At 40.2% G+C, this 21,047-nt stretch carries 18 protein-coding genes; 7 read left to right on the top strand and 11 right to left on the bottom strand.

The window, feature by feature from the left end; genetic code table 11:
* Nucleotides 1-55 precede the first annotated feature (55 nt).
* From BMX50_RS12535 to BMX50_RS12520, 4 genes are all read right to left on the bottom strand, one after another.
* Nucleotides 56-295, bottom strand: a complete 240-nt coding sequence (locus BMX50_RS12535) for a hypothetical protein (RefSeq protein WP_091210858.1) — start codon at nucleotides 293-295, stop codon at nucleotides 56-58.
* A 134-nt stretch (nucleotides 296-429) separates the two neighbouring features.
* Nucleotides 430-2,859, bottom strand: coding sequence for a hypothetical protein (locus tag BMX50_RS12530; protein ID WP_091210857.1), 2,430 nt, complete (start codon nucleotides 2,857-2,859; stop codon nucleotides 430-432).
* 425 nt (nucleotides 2,860-3,284) lie between these two features.
* The gene (locus BMX50_RS12525) at nucleotides 3,285-3,857 is read right to left on the bottom strand and encodes a hypothetical protein (protein ID WP_143065163.1); all 573 of its coding nucleotides are present in this window, start codon (nucleotides 3,855-3,857) and stop codon (nucleotides 3,285-3,287) included.
* 102 nt (nucleotides 3,858-3,959) lie between these two features.
* On the bottom strand, nucleotides 3,960-6,011 hold the full coding sequence (locus BMX50_RS12520; RefSeq protein WP_091210855.1) for a hypothetical protein: 2,052 nt from the start codon (nucleotides 6,009-6,011) through the stop codon (nucleotides 3,960-3,962).
* Between the two features lie 133 nt (nucleotides 6,012-6,144).
* Between BMX50_RS12520 and BMX50_RS12515 the strand changes: the two genes are divergently transcribed.
* The gene (locus tag BMX50_RS12515; protein ID WP_091210854.1) at nucleotides 6,145-6,585 is read left to right on the top strand and encodes a lipocalin family protein; all 441 of its coding nucleotides are present in this window, start codon (nucleotides 6,145-6,147) and stop codon (nucleotides 6,583-6,585) included.
* Nucleotides 6,586-6,594: 9 nt separating this feature from the next.
* Here the strand turns inward: BMX50_RS12515 and BMX50_RS12510 are convergent, their stop codons facing one another.
* The 5 genes from BMX50_RS12510 to BMX50_RS12490 form a co-directional block, all read right to left on the bottom strand.
* A complete protein-coding gene (locus tag BMX50_RS12510; RefSeq protein ID WP_091210853.1) occupies nucleotides 6,595-8,700 on the bottom strand; it encodes a hypothetical protein in 2,106 nt (701 codons plus the stop codon).
* Between the two features lie 29 nt (nucleotides 8,701-8,729).
* Entirely contained in the window at nucleotides 8,730-9,170 is a 441-nt protein-coding gene (locus tag BMX50_RS12505; RefSeq protein WP_091210852.1) for a hypothetical protein, read from the bottom strand.
* 208 nt (nucleotides 9,171-9,378) lie between these two features.
* Nucleotides 9,379-10,098 (bottom strand): hypothetical protein, encoded by a 720-nt coding sequence (locus tag BMX50_RS12500; protein WP_091210851.1) that lies wholly within the window; start codon nucleotides 10,096-10,098, stop codon nucleotides 9,379-9,381.
* Between the two features lie 33 nt (nucleotides 10,099-10,131).
* Complete coding sequence (locus tag BMX50_RS12495; protein ID WP_091210850.1) at nucleotides 10,132-11,391, bottom strand: PBSX family phage terminase large subunit; 1,260 nt, start codon at nucleotides 11,389-11,391, stop codon at nucleotides 10,132-10,134.
* 47 nt (nucleotides 11,392-11,438) lie between these two features.
* Nucleotides 11,439-11,909: a terminase small subunit gene (locus BMX50_RS12490; RefSeq protein WP_167667885.1), complete on the bottom strand. Its 471-nt coding sequence runs from the start codon at nucleotides 11,907-11,909 to the stop codon at nucleotides 11,439-11,441.
* 173 nt (nucleotides 11,910-12,082) lie between these two features.
* Between BMX50_RS12490 and BMX50_RS12485 the strand changes: the two genes are divergently transcribed.
* The 6 genes from BMX50_RS12485 (at nucleotide 12,083) to BMX50_RS12460 (ending at nucleotide 19,566) form a co-directional block, all read left to right on the top strand.
* Nucleotides 12,083-12,589: an antitoxin Xre/MbcA/ParS toxin-binding domain-containing protein gene (locus tag BMX50_RS12485; protein ID WP_091210848.1), complete on the top strand. Its 507-nt coding sequence runs from the start codon at nucleotides 12,083-12,085 to the stop codon at nucleotides 12,587-12,589.
* Between the two features lie 97 nt (nucleotides 12,590-12,686).
* Complete coding sequence (locus BMX50_RS12480; protein ID WP_167667884.1) at nucleotides 12,687-13,151, top strand: RES family NAD+ phosphorylase; 465 nt, start codon at nucleotides 12,687-12,689, stop codon at nucleotides 13,149-13,151.
* An 84-nt stretch (nucleotides 13,152-13,235) separates the two neighbouring features.
* Complete coding sequence (locus tag BMX50_RS12475) at nucleotides 13,236-14,480, top strand: BamA/TamA family outer membrane protein (protein WP_091210846.1); 1,245 nt, start codon at nucleotides 13,236-13,238, stop codon at nucleotides 14,478-14,480.
* A 274-nt stretch (nucleotides 14,481-14,754) separates the two neighbouring features.
* Nucleotides 14,755-15,351, top strand: coding sequence for a hypothetical protein (locus BMX50_RS12470; protein ID WP_091210845.1), 597 nt, complete (start codon nucleotides 14,755-14,757; stop codon nucleotides 15,349-15,351).
* Between the two features lie 146 nt (nucleotides 15,352-15,497).
* Nucleotides 15,498-15,788 (top strand): RNA recognition motif domain-containing protein, encoded by a 291-nt coding sequence (locus BMX50_RS12465; protein WP_090523751.1) that lies wholly within the window; start codon nucleotides 15,498-15,500, stop codon nucleotides 15,786-15,788.
* Between the two features lie 277 nt (nucleotides 15,789-16,065).
* A complete protein-coding gene (locus tag BMX50_RS12460) occupies nucleotides 16,066-19,566 on the top strand; it encodes a T9SS type B sorting domain-containing protein (RefSeq protein WP_091210844.1) in 3,501 nt (1,166 codons plus the stop codon).
* Between the two features lie 26 nt (nucleotides 19,567-19,592).
* On the opposite strand, the gene BMX50_RS12455 is transcribed toward BMX50_RS12460, so the two are convergent.
* Nucleotides 19,593-19,931 carry a hypothetical protein gene (locus tag BMX50_RS12455; protein WP_091210843.1) on the bottom strand — a complete coding sequence of 113 codons (339 nt, stop codon included), beginning with the start codon at nucleotides 19,929-19,931 and terminating at the stop codon, nucleotides 19,593-19,595.
* A 227-nt stretch (nucleotides 19,932-20,158) separates the two neighbouring features.
* Entirely contained in the window at nucleotides 20,159-20,668 is a 510-nt protein-coding gene (locus tag BMX50_RS12450; protein ID WP_091210842.1) for a GNAT family N-acetyltransferase, read from the bottom strand.
* Nucleotides 20,669-21,047: the final 379 nt, after the last annotated feature.

Genomic DNA, 21,047 nt, shown 5'->3' with positions numbered 1-21,047 from the left:
AATGTCGGCACAAATTTCTTTTAGCTTGGTGACAGTGTTTTGTCAGTGGAAGAATTTAAGCCGCTTTCTCAGAAAAACAATTGAGTGCCCGCCAGATGGTACGTTCGTCTTTATTAAACTTGATTTCGGCCTCAAGTACCGCCTGGTTTTTAGAAATACCACGCGTTTGTTGTTGGGCATTTACCCATAAATAAATTTCACGATACGTAAATACTTTAGTAGTGATGAACCCGGCTTTATACATGGCTGAGAAAATGCCTTCATCAAAAAGTGTATTAGCAATTTGAATATCCATAGAGGTTAGAGGTTAGAGGTTAGAGGTTAGAGGTTAGAGGTTAGAGGTTAGAGGTTAGAGGTTAGAGGTTAGAGGTTAGAGGTTAGAGGTTAGAGGTTAGAGGTATGTTTGGTGTGATGAATGGCATAGTCTTATTAAAGATTTACACGGTTAATGGTTTGGGCAAGTATATTTTGTTGATTGTTAATGTCCTTAACATCTACATAAACAGGAGGGAAGTTATTGATCATTTGATAGGCCAGCGTATTGGCCAGATCTTTCACATCATTAACCGGTTGGTTGTAATATCGGTTAGCATTGCCACCGTCAGTAAATATACCGCCTACGGCATAACCACGGCCGGGATTGGGTATCGAAAAGTCGCGGCCGCCATGCGCCACATTTATAGCACTTACCAGGTTACGGGCCCACGGATTGCGCATGGCTTCGGATACTACAATGGCTTCGCCCGAGCGGAGGTAGGCGTTTGTATTATCCGTACGGCTATAGCCCGGCAACAACGCACCGCGGCCGTCCGACTGATAATGCAGACCACCTTTAGCATATTGCGGTGGTTTTTGAGCCACGATAGTGGCAACCTGAATAGCCGTAGAAGCAATTATTCCCGGTATTACAAAAGGAGCCAGTATACCAGTTTGTGAGGTAGCCTTGGTTACCGCCAACGCCCCGTTTATAACAGCTTGAAGTATAGATGCTTTCTGTTCTGCTTTAAAAGCTTTAACTTTTTCGGCGGCTTCCTTTTTTTGATATTTATCCTCAATTGCTTTTTTCTGGGTGTTTGTCAGGTTTTTATTACTCAATTCGGCTGCTTTGTCCTTTTCTAATCCTCTTATTTGGGCATCGCTTTGAGTTTTAATGTTATTTTGAATGATAGAAAAAGCTTTGTCGGCCACTTGTTGCGCGCTTTGCAAGGCGAACTCTCTGCGTTGTTGCTCGTATTGCTGAGTTAAGGCTGTAATATCCTTTTGCTTTTGATCTTCCAGCGCTTTGATTTTTTCGGCGTTACCAGCGGCGAGGCCTATCTCATAGGTATACTTATCATTAATAAGCTGTTTCTCGGCATCTAATTTTTGGCCAGGTAATAGTGCTTTATCAACCTTTTTCTGATCCTTTGCCATGGTATCCTCATGCTGTTGGGCATCAATCATGGCTTGCATTTGCTTTTGCGCTTCAGCAAAATCATTTTTGTTGAAAAACTGGATCTTATTGCCTATACCAAGATGAAATTTTTGTTGAAGTTGTTCGGCTTTTTTGTTGTAATCGTCCTGACTGATCAGTTTTTTATTGAGTTGTTCGTTTAAAAGATTAAGCTCGGTATCATAATTTTGTTTATCAAGCTCAACTTGCTTGGCAAAGTCAATTGCTTTAGCTTGAAGTATCGCAGTACTTCTTGAAGATGCTATCTTTTTTTTCCGTTTGGCGTGCTCTTCTTCGCTTATATGTATTTTAACAGATGTACCGTAATTAGATGAGTTTTTATTACTATCCGAATCTGTCTCAATACCATTTAACTGATCAAGCTGCTTTTGCAAATTTTGTATACTGATAAACGTTTTTGAACCTATGACACCTGCATCAGTCAGTTTTTTTAGGTCTTCAATTTGTTTCTTTATTCTGTTTATTGGGGTGTTTTTTTCGATGTCTGCCCATAATGTCTCAAATTTTGTGGCATTTGCCAACAAAGCATTGGCTTTATCTTCAAAAGGTTTTGCTGCGTCTTCTCTGTTTTTTTTTGCATGATCTTGATAAATCTTTTTTATTTCGGGATCATTTGAGTTGGCTAATCCACTATCCGAATAGCTGCTGCTTTCTTTGTCCGATTTTGCCCTTTCTTTTGCAGCCAAAACCTGGTTTTCGGCGGCTTCTTTAACAGCAGCCATCGCTGCCGCCTTGTACATCATTGATTTAATGTAATCTGCGGAATTGTTTTTTAATATGGTTTCAACCTCATCAAGGCTTTTAACCTGCCCAATGGCTTGACCGATAGTGTTATTGTATTCTTTTACAACTTCCGATTTGTCAATCATTCCCTTCTTTGCAAGGCCCACTTTGATGCGAAGCATATCAACATTTTCAATAGCATGTGAATAGTCAGTTGATGCTAATCCCTTATTAAGATTGTTTAAACTAAGCGTGGCATCATCTATAGCTTCTTTTCCTTTAAAAAGAGCCATTGCCCAGTTAATTATTTCCGGGCCATAAACGGCCAGGATAGCCAAACCTCCTGTTAATGCGCCCTCCAAAAGAGTGAATGCCCCTTCTGCCAGTTCTGAGCCCTTTTTAATTAAGTCCAGTACGTCTTTCCAGTTAAGGAATGCGCTAACCACATCAGGGATCTTGTTAGCAACTTTGTCACCTGAATCAGCCAGTTTGAGATTTTGCGTATTTAATTTGTCAATGGCATCGGTTAGTTTAGGAAGGTCTGAACTTAAGTTGTTCAAAGGCTTTGACATGTCAGCAATAGAATTGCGTAAGTTGACAAAAGCTTTTGTATATAAGTCGAGTTGCCTTTGTCCATCGCTGTTAACCTTAACATCGATGGTTATTTTTTTATCATCTGGCATATAATATAAGTTGTTTTATTTGGTTGGTCATTGTTGGAAATAGGAATGAGAATAGAAGATGTTTAATAGAGCTACTGTGGGGTAGGCGTTTTGCAGGATGGAAAGAGGATTTTTGTTTGAATGATGTTAGTGTTGTTTTCGCTTGTAAGCCAATTATTTGTGACTTATATTGTTATGTATGTAATGCTATATGGCATACGTGTTGTGTCGGTAAAACATCAAGTTTGCCGATTTTGGAAAATTTGCTATCTCAAGTTACGACTTATTTGACGTTTATATATGGCCGAAGAAGTAAACCAGGAATGAGCAAACAAACAGCATGAATTAACCTTAAGTGTGCTCATAACCATTTACTATTTATGAGGTAATATCCTATAATTAGGTACGCTAATCATTTAACCAGCAGTTTTTCTTAACTGCTTAAATCATGGCCGCTTGGTTATGCTTTGAATATTAAATTTAAACGCAGGGCTGCTAAAGCCTTCTTGTAGATCAATGAAATTATCAAAATCAATATTGTTTACGACATCCCTTACAAATGTTCCTGAAACTATTACTCTGTCTCCGTCTTTCATTTCTTTCAAGGCATTTTTTACTGAGTCTTCGCTATCGATTTGAGCATCAAATATTATTGTATTAAATTCAGGAACTTTTTCGTCTAAATAATTATTCCTCGGAATCAATAATCTTACGTTGATATCAAGATCATCATTTACAAGCGTCCTCGTTTTTATAGTTTCTATAACCGCTAACCATTGTTTTACATTTCCCTGTAAGGTATCTTGTACAAATTTTAAAATTGCTGCTTTATGGTATTTAAGGGCTTCACCTTTTTTGATTGGGTTATCGTTAACTAATTCAACGGAGTCGGCAATTTCAACTCTTTTAATGAGGGCCAGCTCCGGGGCCGGCATATTTTTCAATTGGTCTCCCTGTTGTGTACTATCACTACAAGCAGCAAGGCAAAATAAAACGGGAACTAATCGTGATAATTTCATGTTGTAGGTTTATTGATTTATAGTATAATAAAATGCTAACTTTTTTGGTAAATATACTATTTATATAATATCGTACAAATGGTATTTAACAATTAATAGTTATCATCCCAACTTCACCAATTCAACCTTTGTGGGTTGCCCTTTACGCCAGCTATCAATTTTGTTGATATAATAGTAACAGCTATCCTGCTCCAGATAAACGGGAATAAGGAGGTCGAGTTCCAGTATGTCGCGTGGAGTTAGTAAAAAATAACGTACTACCTTTTTGGTTTGAGTTAGTATTTTTTCGAGCTGGGGATAATGGTTCGTTTTTAACCCTGGTTGTAAGCCGTTTTTACCGGGCATATCCTTAAAGCAGAGATTATAGTTGCCATCCGGTTTATAAAAATAGGGTACTGATATAATATCGTTAACGGCAATGTCATTTGTAGCATCGCCGTCAGTAAACTTTATGCTTGTATTATCGCCATAATTGCGAAGGTCAATTTTTTGATCAACCAAGATCCGTGGCGATGTACTAATGCTGAAGCTATCATCACCACTTGTCGTGTCTGCTTTTTTTATTTGTGCTATAGTTCCGCCAATGTAGGCGCGGTTAAACGTTGGCGCAAACTGGCTTTCAAAAAGATCAGCAGTGGCAGGGAGTGTCTTGTCGGCTACTGTAATTTGGGCATTGGCAAAATCTTTTGGTGTAATATTGTCATCTTCCTTATACTTCATGTAATTGGTTTGTGCATAGCCTCCCAATTGAAAGGAGATGGTTTTGCCCTGATCAATGCATTTGCTTGTCCAGTTTTTGGAGATAGGGATATTGGCAACTATATCAGCAAAAGAATTAAATGATATTGCTTTAGTACTGTTGTCTGTTTGGCAAACAATGCCAAAACGCTGCAATGTGTCTTTAAGCAGGTCCTTTTGGCTGATATCTGGAAAAATGCGTTCACATTGTATTTCCTGACCATAAAGCACCGGCTTTTGATCTGCAACGAATTGGAATTTTGCTCCCTTTTTTATAATTACACGGGTGTTATAGCGGTGCAGGTGGTATGATATAAATAATGATTCGCCTTTTACGAGTTCAAAATCATGCGTTATCTTGATGTTTTTAAATTCTTCAAAACGATCACGTGCCCCTGGCGGGGTTGATTTTTGATCGAAATTTAACGTAATTTTTTCTTGTTCGCTTTCTACACCATGAACATCCCGATAATAAATGGAAAGCTCAAAATAACCGTCGTTGCCGGTACCTGCTATGCCTGCCATTGTTAGATCAACAATTAGACTGGCTGTACCGTGGATGGTTTGAGTTGCATGATATTCCTGGAAACCAATGGGGCCTGTTTTATCAGTTGGTTTTTTATCGTTCAACCCTAACAGGTCGCCATCTAACAAAATATCTGATGTAGATGTGTATGATAATGACGCTGATTGGCCTAAGCCATCAACAGCATTTTGTAAATCGGTACCGTGCTCAAAGCTATCGTTAGCAAACTGGCAAATGAGCAATGGATACAATGGATTGTTAAGCAGTGATCCTTTAGCTTTATACCCGGCCGATTTTATCATCAGGTCGATAGCTGTTTTAATGAAAAATCCGGGGCGTTGATTACGCACATTTATCGGTTCGGTAAAATCAACCTCACCGATAAAGCCATAATCAACTACAGGCCAGATCCAACCGCTTGTATTAGCCTGCGATGCAACTACGTTTTCAACATTCCATTTATGGTTATATGGTTGCCAAAGTAAGGTTTTGCCAAAATTGCTCCACTGGCTTGTGCTATCGCCCATGTCGTAAATTTTACCGTCAATAGCGTCAAAAAAATCAACGTTGCCGCTTAATATGGTAATGTTGGCCATATCCTGTTCAATGCTGTTGAGCACGGCCAGCCCGTAAGGAATGATCTCAAGGCCATCTTGTATGATTTTTGCCTGGTAATTATCATAAGGGAATGCATTGGTAAAAGCAATATCATCCGGAAAGCCCAGGATTTGCCGGTTACGCTGTGTCAGTGGTATCTTAAACTGGTTGCTGGTGTTTCCCTGCTGGTTTTTAACTTCGGCCAGGTTGTTGATCTGGAAGGTGAGCGCTATTGGACTGTCGTCAGTCAGGTCGACCAGTTGGTCATTAATATAAAGTTGTATCTGATTCATGAAATTAATAAATGATAGTATTGAGTGCTGTTTAAAGGGAGCTATTAAACAATTGGTTTATTATCAATAATTTATTAAGTTTAGCTATTGCTTCCGGAGCCCTGGCAGTAACCCTAAAACAGCACATATGCATATGAGATATTTTTTTGTAGTTGCTGTGTTGGCATGCTGTCTGGCATCATGTAAAAAGGATAGCAATGCTGCCAATCCTGAAATTACTATAGTAGGTAAGTGGTATCTTAAAAAATATCACACCCGTAGTTATAAGAATGATATACTGGTACGGGATACATCCCGGTCAAATTATACAGCTACAGATTTTGAAATATTTAATGCTGATGGCTCAGGCTATACCTCAAACCTAACACCTGCGGGCGAAACTGCACTAATTAAATACAACTATACATTAAACGGAAAAACTTTGATGATAACCCAAAATACGCCTGCTTTTTATGAAGGCACTTACACCATAATTCAGCTTACCGAAAATACGCTTGAAGTTACTTATGAAAGTGCAGTTGTGTATAATGGCGATCATTACCGGGGAATTGATAATGTGCTTTTTAAAAGGTAACCGCAGCTTTTATTGTGTTTGGATGTTTATTGATGGCATATTGAACGTAACGCTAAAAGGCGCCTGACCGTTTCGCGTTTCATATTCGCTATATGTTGCTGTATTTATAACTACAGTTTGCCACTTAATGGGGTTTTTATTTACCAGCAGCTGAACTTTGGGCGAATATTTTATGGACTGCAGTCCACGGATGTCATTTACAGAAAGATCTTCGGCTATTACTTTCATTTTTTGCCCTGCACTTTTACTGATCACTTCTTCAATTCCTTCCTGGGTTTGCCAGTTTTGTACAAAGTTTTTGATGATAACCGCATTTTGAACGTCAAGACTTATTTCCTGGTTAAACACGAAACGATAGTAGTTCCAGGCGCCACCGAGCCCAATCCATCTCAAGTATACTGAACTGTCGTCAACCGCGTCATCTATCCTTACAGTTTGTACTTTAGTTAATGAATGCGAACCATTTTCATCATCATACCTGATCTGGATATTAAAATAATAAGCCTCTGGCGGTAAACTGGCACTAACCATAAGCCGGTGAAGACCGGCAGGTCCGGCTAAAGGAATCACAAATGATGTTTGGTTTCCAATGCTAAATTTACTGCCGTCTTCATTCAGGAGCCATGAATCATCTTCATTTTGCAGGTAGTCGGGTTCAGAACCGCCGGGTAATGGATTCCGGTTAATATCGAGCAAGGTAAGCTGGCAATAAGGCTGAAGGTTTGTCATTTCATCAGTAAAGAGATATCCTATATCAAATGGATACCCTGCAGAGTATGCCGGTTCTTTGAAATCGGTTATCCACTGCGCAGGTGAGTTAATAGTGGGAACATAAGCAGCGAGGTTGCCTCCATATTTATCCCCAAGTTGTTTGGCTGCATAAACTGCATAATATGGATGTGGTATTTGACTAAAATTGCTTGTAAACCCTTCGCTTGATCCATCATCATAATGCCTGGCATAGTCAATCATAAAACTGGTACAAAGATTGGTATCCGCATGATCAACCTGGTTGTAGTTATTATTATCTGCAGGGCGCAACAAACTTTGTAAAAAGTTTGACAGATCGGCTTTTATCACCCCTGAATTATCCGGCCGGTTTACTGATTTGATAGTGGATAGGGTATTGGTAAACGGATCGGTATAAGTAATACGTGTATGCAGTTCATAATAGGGGTACATGCTGTTTATATTGATAAAACCGGTTGTATCACTACTTACAAAAGGCGTGTTGATCACAATATTATTGATACCACTAACTTTTTCGATAGTATAAACTCCTTTATATCCAGGTGTATTCAAATAAACTTTATCACCTTCCTTCACTTTTGGCAAACCTGTATTGGGATCATTGAAGTTGGCATTGACACTGATGATAGCGTGTCCTTGTCCGCTATCAGCTGTTATGCTTTTAATTGTGAAATCTTTTCGTTGATAGGTAAACACAATGGGGTTAAATGCCGCATTCCATCGTGAAACATACCCATCGGGCAGCGTAACTGAAGGATCGCCGGTTAACAGGTTTGTAGATGTTAAAATGCTGATCTCCGCTGTATCGGTACAGCCTAAGGGATTACTGTCTTTTACCAGTATGTGTTTTAATCCGCCGCTCAGGTTTGAAAAAACAGGAGAGCTTTGCCAGTTTACGCCCAGATCAATACTGTATAATATAGATGCAAAACTTGAGCTTGCATTGACTGTAATTTGAGCATCGGCAGCTCCCGGAGCCGACTCAATCTTGTTAATATCTATATAGTTTATTTTTAGGTCACATACAGAGGGATTAGTGGAGGGACTATCTCCGGCTTTTACAGAAATTAGGGTGAACGATACATAATCGCTCCGGATCATATCTCCCTGAGGGCTGTACTCATAGTCTCTGATAATGCCCGAGTAAAGTGGGAATGACTGCCCGGCTACAACGACTGTGTAGTTAGCCGATCCTCCGTTTTCGTTTCGCTGATACGTAACTTCGCAGTTGTTACCATTAGTAGGTTGTTTGGTATCTGCATCAATAATGCTGATGAATACATCACCCTGGTCAATTTGCCCGCCATTTTGATCGGGATAAGTTGTCGAGGTAATGATTTCATTAATTTGGGCTATTATATTCATTGTTTAAATGTTGGGTTAAATGTGCAGATTTAAATAAGGTCAAAATACATGGTTGACAGCGTTATGGTTAAACCTACGCCGGTGGTGTTAACATCAAACTTATTATAAACAGGTACGCATTTAGCTTTTTGCCCCGCTTTGATTCTGAAATACCTGCCTTCCCCTTCGCGATATTTGGATGCTTTCACCATAAACTGATTAGCCATTTGTAATGCCTGTGATATGTGGGGCTCATTTTCGGCGGTGAATTGCCCAAAATCTGTTTTGAATAAAAACTCCATGTAGATGGAGAAAGTATTATCTACAGAACCATTAACCTGCGCACTTACTTCGATAGATTGAAGCGGATAAAGGAACACGCAGGGAAAGGTGATGTCGTCTGCCAGAGTGTTTAATTCAGCCTGGGTGCCATAGGCAAATGTTGGGTTACCATTAAGTGTTTGTACTATAGCTTCTATTTGGTTACGCATAAAATTAAAACCCCGATCCCTGATTGGGGCTGGTTAAGTGTTTGGTGCCTTGCAGGGATTAGGCGTTAAGTTGAGGATTGAGATAGCTCGCTATATCGTTTTTGATACTCTGCTTCAGTTTTGTTGAGCAGCAGCTTCGTAAGCACCCGCTCATATGGCATGTCCATAATCAGGTGCCATTTGGTAATATCGCCGCCCGCTAAGGAGTTTACCGTGTTGATGTACTTGAATTTTTCGAATGATTGGATGCCTGCCCTTTTTTCAAGCGCGGTAGGAACCGACGCCAAAAGTTTGTTTTCGGTATCGATAAGTTGGGATAACAGGTAAAAAAATGTTTCGAGATGGGCAGTGCCTCCGTTACCCGTAGTTTTTTAACTTCATCAATAAAGCTTTCAACCTCATATTCGCTATATTTTTTACCTGTTGCCCGGCAATAAAAATATTGTGCCAATACCTGGCAGCAGGCATTTAACGAAGGATTAAAATGCTCCTGCCAGTCGTCTTCTCCATGGGTTTTTATGTGGGCGTTTATTTCTTCGGCTATAATATGGCGGGCAGCCATAAAAGCGCCTGCGGGTTCAACCGATAGGTTTTGTATTACTTTCACTTTTGTTTTTTGAAGCGGCGCTCCATTGGTGCCCAACATTGTAAAAACTACTTCTTTGGGGATCTCATTACTGTTATACAGGTATTTGATCTGGTACGATAGTGAAAGTACTGTCTCTCCAAACTGATGCAGGTCATCATAGTTTTTGATGTTGTGAAGTTCATTTACCGGGATGCCGGAGAGTATACTGATGGCTTCAATATCCGTTATATCGGGTCGGGCTTGTAAATCCATCATTTGGCCAAGGGTAACCTCATTTAATTGGGTTGGCATCTGAATGCGCAGCTTACCACCGGTGGTTTTTAATATTCGTTCTGTCATAATTATAAGCCTGTATTGTTTTAATGACGGGTGTTAAATCAGTCCGTGTAATGCGTTGATTTGCCGGCTGCCTGACAAGTGTGGCAGACGCGACTGAAGTTTGCCTGCGCTATTTATTTTTAATTTATTAAGGGCGATATATCTTAGCGGATCTATCAGGTGGTTCCATGAATCAACCGGCTCATTAATGGTTTTGCCTGTTGCATCTACGCGCCATTTGTAACGGCTAAGCTCGTTACGGAGGTTTACACTGTTGCGGGTTACGTTTATTTTGTATCGTTTAAGGATATCAATAGAGTTTTTAACACTATCAGCACCTTTTTTTGCGGCTGTAACACGCCATCCAAGCCGTTTTAACTCTTCTATTGATTTAGGCTCGGCACTATCGGCAATGATCTCATTATTAATGTTTACCCCTGTTGCTTTCAATTTTGCAGATATATCAGTGTTTGTTAAGCCGGTTTCATAAAGCAGTTCATTTACCCACAGTTCGCCATTTTGCTGATATACTTCAATACATCCGGTTTCATCGTTGGTGAAACCAAAATCCAGGCCAAGGGCTATCAAGCGGGCATCGGCAGGAATTGATTCGCAGATGTGCCAGTTGTCAAATATAAGTCCGGTTATTTTGCCTGTTAAGCCGCGGGCATATACCTTCCAAAGTTCAATATCGACGGTTTTTAGCGCTTCTATTTTATCACGCACTTCTGTCCCTAAAAATGGGTTGTGCCTATGGTCGGATACAATGAGCTGTACTCCTGGTTTGCCAATTAAATGCTCATGTACCCAAAAGCCTGTATTGGGGTTGTAATCAATAAAAATGCGCTTTTTAGTACGTAGTGCCAGTTCGGTATATACATCCCATGTGAGGCCATTTGCTTCATTGATGAACAGATAATCGCGTTTGCCTGATTTTGCGTCCTGGCTGTTATCGTAACTCTTAAACTCGATCAAACTGCCATTAACAAACTCAAAAATACGGTCGCTTTTATTATAGCTTTTTATTTTGGCCTGTAATATTAGTGAAGAACTATATATGTTAATCGCATCGCGCAAAGCGCCAGCTTTAAGGTTAGGGATGTCCTGTCCAACAATAGTGATTACCTGTTTAGGGTTTTCGCAGGCAAGGCAAAATAGCACCTGTTCAATGGCAAATGTTTTACCGCTGCTGGTGCCCCCCTGATTGATTACCACATGGGCGGCTGAGAGATAATTTTGTTTGAACAGGACAGAGCAGTGGAAACCTTCCGGTTCTTTAAATTCAATTTCTGTATTTATTTCTTCATTGGTCATAATTGCTGGTCTTTGATCCAATGGCTAAGTTGCAATTGGCTTTAGTATTATAGCTTTACATCTTTTTCGCTGCCGGCAGGAGTAGGGCCGGAGTCAACTATCTGTACTTTTAAAGTATTATCTGCGTTTGTATTAGCAGGTGGTGAATCAGGCTTTTCGCTCCACCCCATGCTTTTTAATGCGAACATGGCACCCGTTGTGTTTTGATGTAAATGAGCTTCGTAATATGCCTCTACGCGTAGAATCCCTTGTTTAACAGCTTTTGAAAAACGGCCATGATGCACATAATCGTGAAACTCCTGGCGGCTGTTGAAGCCGAGAGCAAGTGCCAGTGCCGATAAGGTTGCGGGTTCGGGATCCCGGTCCCAAACTTTGTGTTCAATAGTTTCTGCATTATCTTTATTGTTTTTTGCGGGTTTGTGTTCAAGGTGATATTCACCTTTTATGTTTTCGAAATAATTATCAATAAGCTGCTTAACCTGGGCAGCGTTATTGCAGGAAGATATGTTGGGTTTCATTATGTTTACAATGCCGAATGGCATAAAAGAATAATCAAATATCGGAAATGTTTTTTGCAATTGCTAATTTTATTGGTAATTTTTTATTTTAATATAACAGGCAAATAGATAAACCGACTGGGAAATAAAATGTAAATATTTTCTATTTTAATAGAAAATATTTACATTTGTGTATGAGCAAAGCAATCAAAAATCGTAATACAGGTGTTGAAGCCAGGGAGGGGCAAGCTGCATCTCTCCCATATGTATTTACAGATACGCCTATGCAGGCCTTTAATGATCTGCTGGTGCCTTATGAAACTTATTTTAAATCGCCTTTGGCCAAACTTGGGGCTATAAAACAAGGCTTGCATTCAAATGCTATCACCGATTTATTAAAAGTAACCGGCGCAACTCAAAGCGATATTGCCAAATGGCTGCATATCACTGAGCCTACTTTGCGTAAGCATTTGCAAAGTGCACATGAGTTAAACCAGGGGCTTAGCGAGCATATTATTCAACTTTTTGAACTTTTTGATAAAGGCCTTGATACATTTGGCTCGCTTGATGAGTTTAAAGGCTGGTTAAAACATTATAACCTGGGTATTGATGCCATTCCTTATGATTTACTTGATACTATAACTGGTATCAGTATTGTGATAAGTCAGCTTATCCGCATTGATTACGGTGTGCTTGCATAAAAGCAATTATTTAATTAATGGTTTAGCGAGTTATTGATTGCTTTTTAACGTAATTTATGTTCGCCAAGTAATTTATTAATCTATTCTACGCTATCTTTTGAACGTTTACCGGATAAGCCAAACCAAATATGCGCACGACCGTAAAGGCTCGGGCATAGACGGGCGATGGAACTCATTGGGGCAATATATGATCTATACGGGTGGTTCACTGGCGCTTTCATGCCTCGAAAAATTGGCGCATTCGCCCGGAACTGCTTTATATGCAGGCGATTTTTCGGTTATTATATTTCAAATACCTGATAATCTGCCCATTTTTGAAATCACTGTAAACAAACTCCAGAAACTTAACGCCGAATGGCATAAAGTAATTAACTACCCTGTTACGCAATTGCTTGGCGATACCTGGCTGCGTAAAATGGAAACGGCCGTTTTAAAAGTTCCATCGGCAATTATCGATCTGGAGTATAATTACCTGTTTAATCCGGCCCATCCCGATTATAATAAAATAACTATCAGTAGCGTGAGTAAGTTTACTTTTGATCCGCGGTTGAAGGCGCAATAAAACCCAGTACAAACAAATAACTTAAATAATTATTTTATAATTGCACGGATATAACCTTTACACATCCTGCATCGAATAATTATAATGGGTATTAATAAAACAGGCATTTTAATTTTTGCAGGCTTGCTCATAGGTATAAGTGTGCATGCCCAGGATCAAAAATACATTCCGATAGGGCATACTAAATATAAAGATACAGTACTGGTTACCCATCCCGACACTACCTTCGAAAAAGATATTTTTGATGTTATCGGATCCATTTTTCATGAAAGTAATAAACCCGGCAAGGTTGATTCTGTAACCTCAAAACCGGTAATATCAATTATTCCGGCTATAGGATATACTTTACAAACGGGTTTGGCCGGTACTGTATCCGGCAACGTGATTTTCAGGTTAGCTCCCAACACCAGGATCTCCACTATAACCGTAAACCCCGCTTATACTCAAAATAAGCAGGTGATCATCCCCATACAATCAAATATCTGGTCAAAAAATAATAAGTATGACTTTATAGGTGATTTTAGGTTTTACAAATATCCGCAGAGTAGTTTTGGCTTAGGCAGTAACTCTGACAGGGATAATGAAAATCCGTTGGTTTACAGTTTTTTCCGGTTTCATGAAACTGTTTTACGCAATATAACCGGGAATTTTTATGCCGGTTTAGGTTATATTTTTGATGACCGATGGAATATGTATGAGAAAGGGCAATTAAATGGAAAAACGTCTGATTATGAACGATACGGCCCCGTCAGTCGCGCTATATCAACCGGAATAACCTTTAGCGGATTGTATGACAGTCGCGATAATCCGATCAATGCATCACGCGGATTTTACACTTCGTTACAGTACCGGGATAATTATACTTTTTTAGGCAGCACAACAGCCTGGCGCTCCTTAATTGTTGACATACGTAAATATTTCAGGTTTCCGGAAAGCTCTGATAACGTATTGGCCTTTTGGTCATATAACTGGCTGGTAATTAACGGACGGCCCGCATATCTTGACCTGCCAGCCACAGGGCATGATCCCAGCTTTACTACCGGACGCGGATATATACAAGGCAGATTTCGTGGAGCGCAAATGGTTTACCTTGAAAGCGAATACCGGTTTAAGATAACCCGCAATGGTTTGCTTGGCGGTGTAGCTTTTGCAAACGGCGAATCATTTTCGGCAGCGCCGGGCACTGCTTTGCAATCTATACAGCCTGGTTTTGGTGCGGGTTTAAGGGTAAAGCTGAACAAGGTATCTAAAACTAATATCGCCATTGATTATGGTTTCGGCCGGGAAGGGTCGCGAGGCTTGTTTATAAATGTGGGCGAAGTGTTTTAATTAGTGTGTATTGCTTTGATTGACAGTATATTGTCATGTGCTTTGATTTTGATTTCTATAATTTCAAGTGTCGAAAAATCCCAAAAACGGCTTGCCAGCTATTTGTTTTTGCATTTTTATTAAAAGTGCTTTCTGACGTAATAAACCGGCAACTTTAGCATGAATATTGACGTATATCATACAAAGGTTAAAAAAAGTTAAAAAATTAATTTGTTTAACCATATTTAATGAGATTTGTAATTATTTATTGCTATGTTTATTCGCCAGTGAGCCTATGATACGTACCAGTTTTACTAAATTGTTTGTTTTACTAAGTTTAGCCATTTCGGTGGCCTTAACTTCCTGTCAAAAAGATGAGGAGGTAAAGGATATAAACGCAGTTAAAGCAACAAGCAGTAAAGACAGCGTATCATCAGTAAATATTATCAATACCCCGGGCAATTTTCTTGCAGGAAAAGGTACTTTAAAAGTCACTATCGAAGATTCAACTTATACATTTGATGCCAGCCAGGATTCGATAGCATTCATTAACGTACATAATGGTGATAACAAATATTTTGGTATCACAGCAATCAATAAAGCACATAATATGAGCTTTGGTATCAGCTCGTTAGGATTGGCTTCGGTAAAAACAAGCAGTGATGTAGCCGGAAGCCAGTTTTTATTTAAGGTTGATGAAAAAAAGCCTTTACTTCAGTACACACTTACCAGGTATGCCGGGCAGCAGGATTTTGGTAAAATTGATATGGATCAGTATAACCACGAAAATATGATTGCCAAAGGTACTTTCTTTACCTTTTTAGCTAAGGATGATAAATCCGACTCGCCGTTTTACCGTGTTGAGGGTAGCTTTGAGTTGCAGCTCAAATAAAATCCGGTTCTGTTTTTAACATTGGTTTGGAAATTTTTATTCAGTAATATGAAGGTAAAAAAGCCATTACCTAATGGTCATTAGTGTCCCGGGGTGCTGGAATCCGGCTCTTTTTTCGTACCTTTACGCAAATTTTAAAAACATTGATGAAAGTATTTATTGCAGGTCTTCCTTTAGAAGTAGATGAGGCCGAATTAACAGCTGTTTTTGGTGATTTTGGGCCTGTTAAATCGCTCAGGATCATTAAGGATCGCGAAACAAAAGAGAGTAAGGGTTTTGGTTTTGTGGAGATGGTTAACGAGGATGAAGCGAAAGAAGCGATACGTTGCATGAATGGAGCAAGTTATTATGGCCGCAGGATCACGGTTAACGTAGCCGAAGATAAGGGTCCTGGTTTTAACGGTGGTGGCCAAAAAGGTGGCTTCAGGCGTAATTAATACCAAATAAACATTATTCTTCTTTTTCAAAATATTAGCCGGCATTGCCGGCTTTTTTGTTTTTATCCCTAATGAGGAACTAAATAATTTTAATCATATTAAATTGATTGAGTTGCCGGAAAAACTTATTTTAGTATGTCTGCAAGTGATTGATAGACTAATGAGATAAAACAGATTACTATAACCTTACCTGCAATTTAATGGCCAATTATATCTGCTCTTATTATCTTCCATATTCCGGAATCCACCTGCTCGCTTACAATTTAAAATAACAGCAGTGTGTGCCTTTCTGAAACCGGCAATAGCGGTAATTACGCTTTGGCTTATAGCTTTTTCGGCTTTTGGCCAGGCACCCGATATTACCTACACTACCCCCAATGTTTATATTATTGGCGCTGCAATAACACCCTTAAGCCCTGCTAATACAGGCGGTGCTGTGCCGGCCACTATTTATGGTGAAACTAAGGTTATAGCAGGTACGGGTCAGTTTGGCAATGTAAATGGTGATGCGGCTACTGCACAGTTTAAATTGCCATATGGTATAAGTATGGATGCTGACGGAAATACATACATAGCCGAAAGCGGCGGCGGGATCCGTATGATAAGTGCTTCCGGGCAGGTTTCGTCAATAGCTACCGATGCATTACCCGGCCCTCCTTTTAACGTGCCTAAGCTTAACAACCCGCGCGGTGTAGTTAAGGATAAAAGTGGCAATTTATTTGTAGCCAATTACAGTAATCACAACATATTAAAAATTACCCCTTCCGGGATAATTACAGTTTTTGCGGGTATTAACCAAGCCGGAACTGCCGATGGGCCGGGTGATGTGGCAAATATTATCAATCCTAACGGTATAGCAATTGATAAGGATGATAATTTGTATGTGTCAGATGGTAATAACGCAATCCGCAAAATTTCTCCGTCGGGGTATGTATATACACTTGCGGGGCAGCCAGCGGCGGGTACTGCAGATGGACTTGGGCGTGCCGCCAAGTTTAACAAGCCGGCCGGACTGGCAGTTGATAAAGATGGAAATATTTACGTTGCAGATCAGGCCGGTTTTGTGATACGTAAAATTACTCCTAACGGGCAGGTTACAACAATAGCGGGCAGTGGTTCCTTCGGCACAGGCGATGGAAACGGAACGGCTGCCAATTTTCAATTTCCTGTAGGGATAACAGTTGATCCATCCGGTAATTTATATGTCACCGATGGTGGGGTTGGTACTGTACGGCGGATTTCGCCAGATGGTGAGGTTAAAACTATAGCAGGGGGCGGCCCGGTAGGGGTTGAAAGCGGGGTTGGTACTAATGTTCATTTTAGTAGTCCGAGCGGTATAACAATAGGGCCGGACGGTAATTTATATGTGGCTGAGTATGGAACAAATTCTATAAAACGGGTTATAGCAACCGGTTATACTATCGATAAAGGGTTGCCTGCCGGCCTTGTTTTTGACCCTAAAACAGGTATTATTACCGGCACTCCTACAGTTTTATGGCCAGCTACTAATTATACAGTTACCGCATATAATGCAGCGGGCAGTAGTAAGTTTATATTGAGTATAGAGGTTGATGATGTAACAAAGCCCATTATCAATAGCAGTAGCGCCAGTGGTACTATTACAGCCTGTGTTGGAACGGCATCTGCAAATTATCAAACGTTCATGGTTGCAGGAATAAACCTTACCAGCGATGCAGTTGTTATAGCTCCTCCCAACTTTGAAGTGTCGTTGATGCCGGCTGGCGGTTATAGCAGTACTGTTACTATACCGCTTGCTGATTTGGAGTTGCCACCCGATGGTGACGGAATTGCCGTGTATGTTCGTTCTGCAGCAACAGCACCCGCTGGAAATATAACCGGGAATGTGTTATTAAAATCAACCGGGGTAGCGGATGTTCAAGTGCCTGTAAGCGGGGTAGTAAACGAGATCATGACACTTGAAGTGAGCATTAATCAACAAATTTTAGGTTGCCCCGGCGAGCAGGTGATACTTGTGGCGTTGACACCCAATCCGGCCAATAATTTAAATTACCAGTGGTATGTAAACGGAATTCCCACAGGTCCTAATAGTGTGAATTTTATAAGCTCTGAAGTTACGAGTACTGATGTAATAACGGTAATGATGACTAATACCGTTGATTGTACGACTTCTCCGTCTGTTACTTCTGCCCCGGCATCACCCATGTATATACCATTGGTAAATCCGGTTGTTACAGCAGAACAGTCAGATTTAGCTTGCCCGGGGCAGCCGGTTACATTTGTGGCAAATACCCATGGTACCGAGAATGCTAATTCTGTTTACCGCTGGGAGATCAATGGTATCGATCAGAATTATAACAATAAAACATTCCAGGCACCGACTACAATTACTGCGACTGATAAAGTGACTGTTACATTGATCAATACAAGTGATTGTGGTCCTCTGAGTGCAATTTCGGTCCCGTTATCGCCTGTATATGTAACAGTAGTGCCCCCGGTAGTAACGGTAGAACAACCTGATTTGGCTTGCCCGGAGCAACCAATAATATTTGTGGCAAATACCCATGGTACCGAGAATGCTAATTCTGTTTACCGCTGGGAGATCAATGGTATCGATCAGAATTATAACAATAAAACATTCCAGGCACCGGCTATTATAACGGCTACCGATAAGGTAACTGTCACCCTGATCAATACAAGTGATTGTGGCCCTTTGCGTGCAATTTCGGACCCGGTATCGCCCCAATTTGTGCCATTAACACCTCCGATGGTAACAATAGAGCAACCGAATCTGGCTTGCCCTGGACAGCAGGTAGCATTTGTGGCAAACACCCATGATACTGAGAATGCTAATTCTGTTTATCGTTGGGAGATCAATGGTATCGATCAGCATTATGACAATAAAACATTTCAGGCACCAGCTACTATAACAGCTGTTGATAAGGTAACTGTTACGCTGAGTAATATAAGTGATTGCGGCCCTTTGCGTGCAAGTTCGGACCCGGTATCGCCCCAATTTGTGCCATTAACGCCTCCGATGGTAACAATAGAGCAACCGGACCTGACTTGCCCGGGACAGCAGGTAACATTTATGGCAAACACCCATGGCACTGAAACCATCAATTCTGTTTATCGTTGGGAGATCAATGGTATCGATCAGCATTATAACAATAAAATATTCCCAGCACCAGCTACTATAACAGCTTCTGATAAGGTAACCGTTACGCTGACTAATACAAGTGATTGTGGTCCTTTGCGTGCAATTTCTGATCCGGCTGCCCCCATTCAAACTAAAGCGCCGCCCACCGTTGAGTTTAACGGCGATGTTACTATTAAAAAAGGCGAAAGTGTTACTTTATCGCCAACACTATCCAATGGAATTATTGATTACAGCTGGTCGCCTTCAGTTGGGTTAAGTAATGCATCAGTTTCCGCTCCAATTGCATCGCCAACTGTAACCACTGCATATACATTAACAGTAGCATCTGCAGGAGGGTGCCAGTCATCGGCGACTATTAAAGTTAATGTGCTTGAACAGATGCTTATCCCCAATACTTTTACTCCCAATGGTGATGGTGTTAATGATACATGGAGCATAACCGGGCTTGCGGCTTACCCAAACTGCACGGTAAATGTGTTTAACAGGTATGGTGCAGGAATATTCCGTTCGGTAGGTTATAGTAAAGATTGGAATGGATCTTTTAATGGTTATGTACTACCTTCAGGTACATATTACTATGTAGTTGACCTTAAAGATGGCAGCAAGCCATTGTCGGGATATGTGGTGCTCCTGAAATAGTAATTTATTTATCCGATCAATAAAAATTAAGAAGCCTGTGCCAGTGAAAAATTAACCGGATCAAGGTTGTTGAGTAAGGCATCTAACTTTAAATTGAATTCTTTTAACTGGATATCTCCTTTTTCGAAAGCTTTGGTTAATTGCGTCAATTCTCCCTCAAGATTTTCAATGGCAGTGCTATTTATACCTGTACTGTGCTTTTGATGATCTTCTATTGCTTCTATTTTATATTCAGCAGCTTTAAGCAGATAAGCTTGTTGAACGTCAAAAGTGATAGGCGAGTTATCGCTCACTTTTGCTTTTTGTTGTTTGTTAAATTCTACTAAAACTATAGCAGCAATAATAGCAACAATTACCAGCGTCATTATAGGGTCCATCTTCTTCTCTTTTGTTACAGTTTTATGATTCCGGGCGGAGGGGCCTTCGGTTTATAATTACAATAAATATAACTGAATAGAAAATAAACTAATAGGCAAGTGTTGATAAAATGCCCAATTGTGAATAACTATTGAGAAATGATTGTGGACTTAGTGTGAATGTGTGAAGTTTTCTCTGAATATAGGTAAGGTGATCAGGTTTGGGTGTAGTTTCATTATTTATTATTTAGCCGCTTTTCATAGCATAAAAACTTTAAGCCGGGCCTTATATTTAAGCTAATTTCTCCGGCTAAAACGTAACCTAATTTGGGAAATAATTTTTGCGTTGCCTGGTTGACAACATTGGTGTCAATTCGCAATACGCTTATTTCGCTCCGGATGGCTTCATGTTCGGCTTGTTTTAAAAGTGCCGCTGCCACACCACGCCCCTGATAATTAATATTTACAGCAAGGCGATGCGTTACTATGGCGGTTTCGGTAATATCAAGCCCTGCCTGCGCGTATTCGGCATCCTGATCGGTAGTTATGGCGGCCACGCCTGCTATGCTTCCGGTGATTTCTGCTACCCAAAGTTGGTTAAGGCCAATATCTTCAATGAATACCTGTTTGTTGGGATAGTCATCATTCCATTGAAAATTACCTGTTGCTTGCATGGCAGGTACTACATTGGCAATAAGAGCTAATATCTGTGGTATATCGTTAAGCGTAGCCAGTCTGATTATCATTTTATCTGCAAAAGAAGTTACGGCTAAATTATAGAAGTTTTAGGCCCTGATAGTTTTCTTTTTGTAAATAATTGGCTATTTCAGCGCACGCCGGCTTTTTAATTTGATGCTCGATGCCGATTTTATCTGTACGGCTACAGTGCGGAACAGAAGTGCCAGAGAGATGTAAAACGCAAAATTTTGTACCCAGTTGCCAACGCTGAATTCATAAATGATTAGTTTTAATAGTTCACTTTGCATTATTAAAAAATAGCCCCGCTTAAGATCCTTTAAATTTGATCGCCTGAATCTTTAAAGGTTTAACAAATGCGCCGAATAATAAGCGGATATTAACAAATGGCCTTATTATATTAACTGCAGAGTAGTAAGAATGTTGCAG

The sequence above is a fragment of the Mucilaginibacter gossypiicola genome (assembly GCF_900110105.1).
In the GTDB taxonomy this organism is placed as follows: Bacteria; Bacteroidota; Bacteroidia; order Sphingobacteriales; family Sphingobacteriaceae; genus Mucilaginibacter; species Mucilaginibacter gossypiicola.
Note: the sequence above shows the minus strand (reverse complement) of the source record. Positions and strands in the feature narration are given on the sequence as shown.

What these genes read in the sequence shown, in the direction of transcription:
- BMX50_RS12465 (WP_090523751.1), top strand. Translation starts at nt 15,498, where the DNA reads ATGAAAGTATTTATTGCAGGTCTTCCTTTAGAAGTAGATGAGGCCGAA.
- BMX50_RS12470 (WP_091210845.1), top strand. Translation starts at nt 14,755, where the DNA reads ATGATACGTACCAGTTTTACTAAATTGTTTGTTTTACTAAGTTTAGCC.
- BMX50_RS12520 (WP_091210855.1), bottom strand. Translation starts at nt 6,011, where the DNA reads ATGAATCAGATACAACTTTATATTAATGACCAACTGGTCGACCTGACT.
- BMX50_RS12485 (WP_091210848.1), top strand. Translation starts at nt 12,083, where the DNA reads ATGAGCAAAGCAATCAAAAATCGTAATACAGGTGTTGAAGCCAGGGAG.
- BMX50_RS12500 (WP_091210851.1), bottom strand. Translation starts at nt 10,098, where the DNA reads ATGACAGAACGAATATTAAAAACCACCGGTGGTAAGCTGCGCATTCAG.
- BMX50_RS12505 (WP_091210852.1), bottom strand. Translation starts at nt 9,170, where the DNA reads ATGCGTAACCAAATAGAAGCTATAGTACAAACACTTAATGGTAACCCA.
- BMX50_RS12535 (WP_091210858.1), bottom strand. Translation starts at nt 295, where the DNA reads ATGGATATTCAAATTGCTAATACACTTTTTGATGAAGGCATTTTCTCA.
- BMX50_RS12515 (WP_091210854.1), top strand. Translation starts at nt 6,145, where the DNA reads ATGAGATATTTTTTTGTAGTTGCTGTGTTGGCATGCTGTCTGGCATCA.
- BMX50_RS12525 (WP_143065163.1), bottom strand. Translation starts at nt 3,857, where the DNA reads ATGAAATTATCACGATTAGTTCCCGTTTTATTTTGCCTTGCTGCTTGT.
- BMX50_RS12510 (WP_091210853.1), bottom strand. Translation starts at nt 8,700, where the DNA reads ATGAATATAATAGCCCAAATTAATGAAATCATTACCTCGACAACTTAT.
- BMX50_RS12475 (WP_091210846.1), top strand. Translation starts at nt 13,236, where the DNA reads ATGGGTATTAATAAAACAGGCATTTTAATTTTTGCAGGCTTGCTCATA.
- BMX50_RS12450 (WP_091210842.1), bottom strand. Translation starts at nt 20,668, where the DNA reads ATGATAATCAGACTGGCTACGCTTAACGATATACCACAGATATTAGCT.
- BMX50_RS12530 (WP_091210857.1), bottom strand. Translation starts at nt 2,859, where the DNA reads ATGCCAGATGATAAAAAAATAACCATCGATGTTAAGGTTAACAGCGAT.
- BMX50_RS12490 (WP_167667885.1), bottom strand. Translation starts at nt 11,909, where the DNA reads ATGAAACCCAACATATCTTCCTGCAATAACGCTGCCCAGGTTAAGCAG.
- BMX50_RS12455 (WP_091210843.1), bottom strand. Translation starts at nt 19,931, where the DNA reads ATGACGCTGGTAATTGTTGCTATTATTGCTGCTATAGTTTTAGTAGAA.
- BMX50_RS12495 (WP_091210850.1), bottom strand. Translation starts at nt 11,391, where the DNA reads ATGACCAATGAAGAAATAAATACAGAAATTGAATTTAAAGAACCGGAA.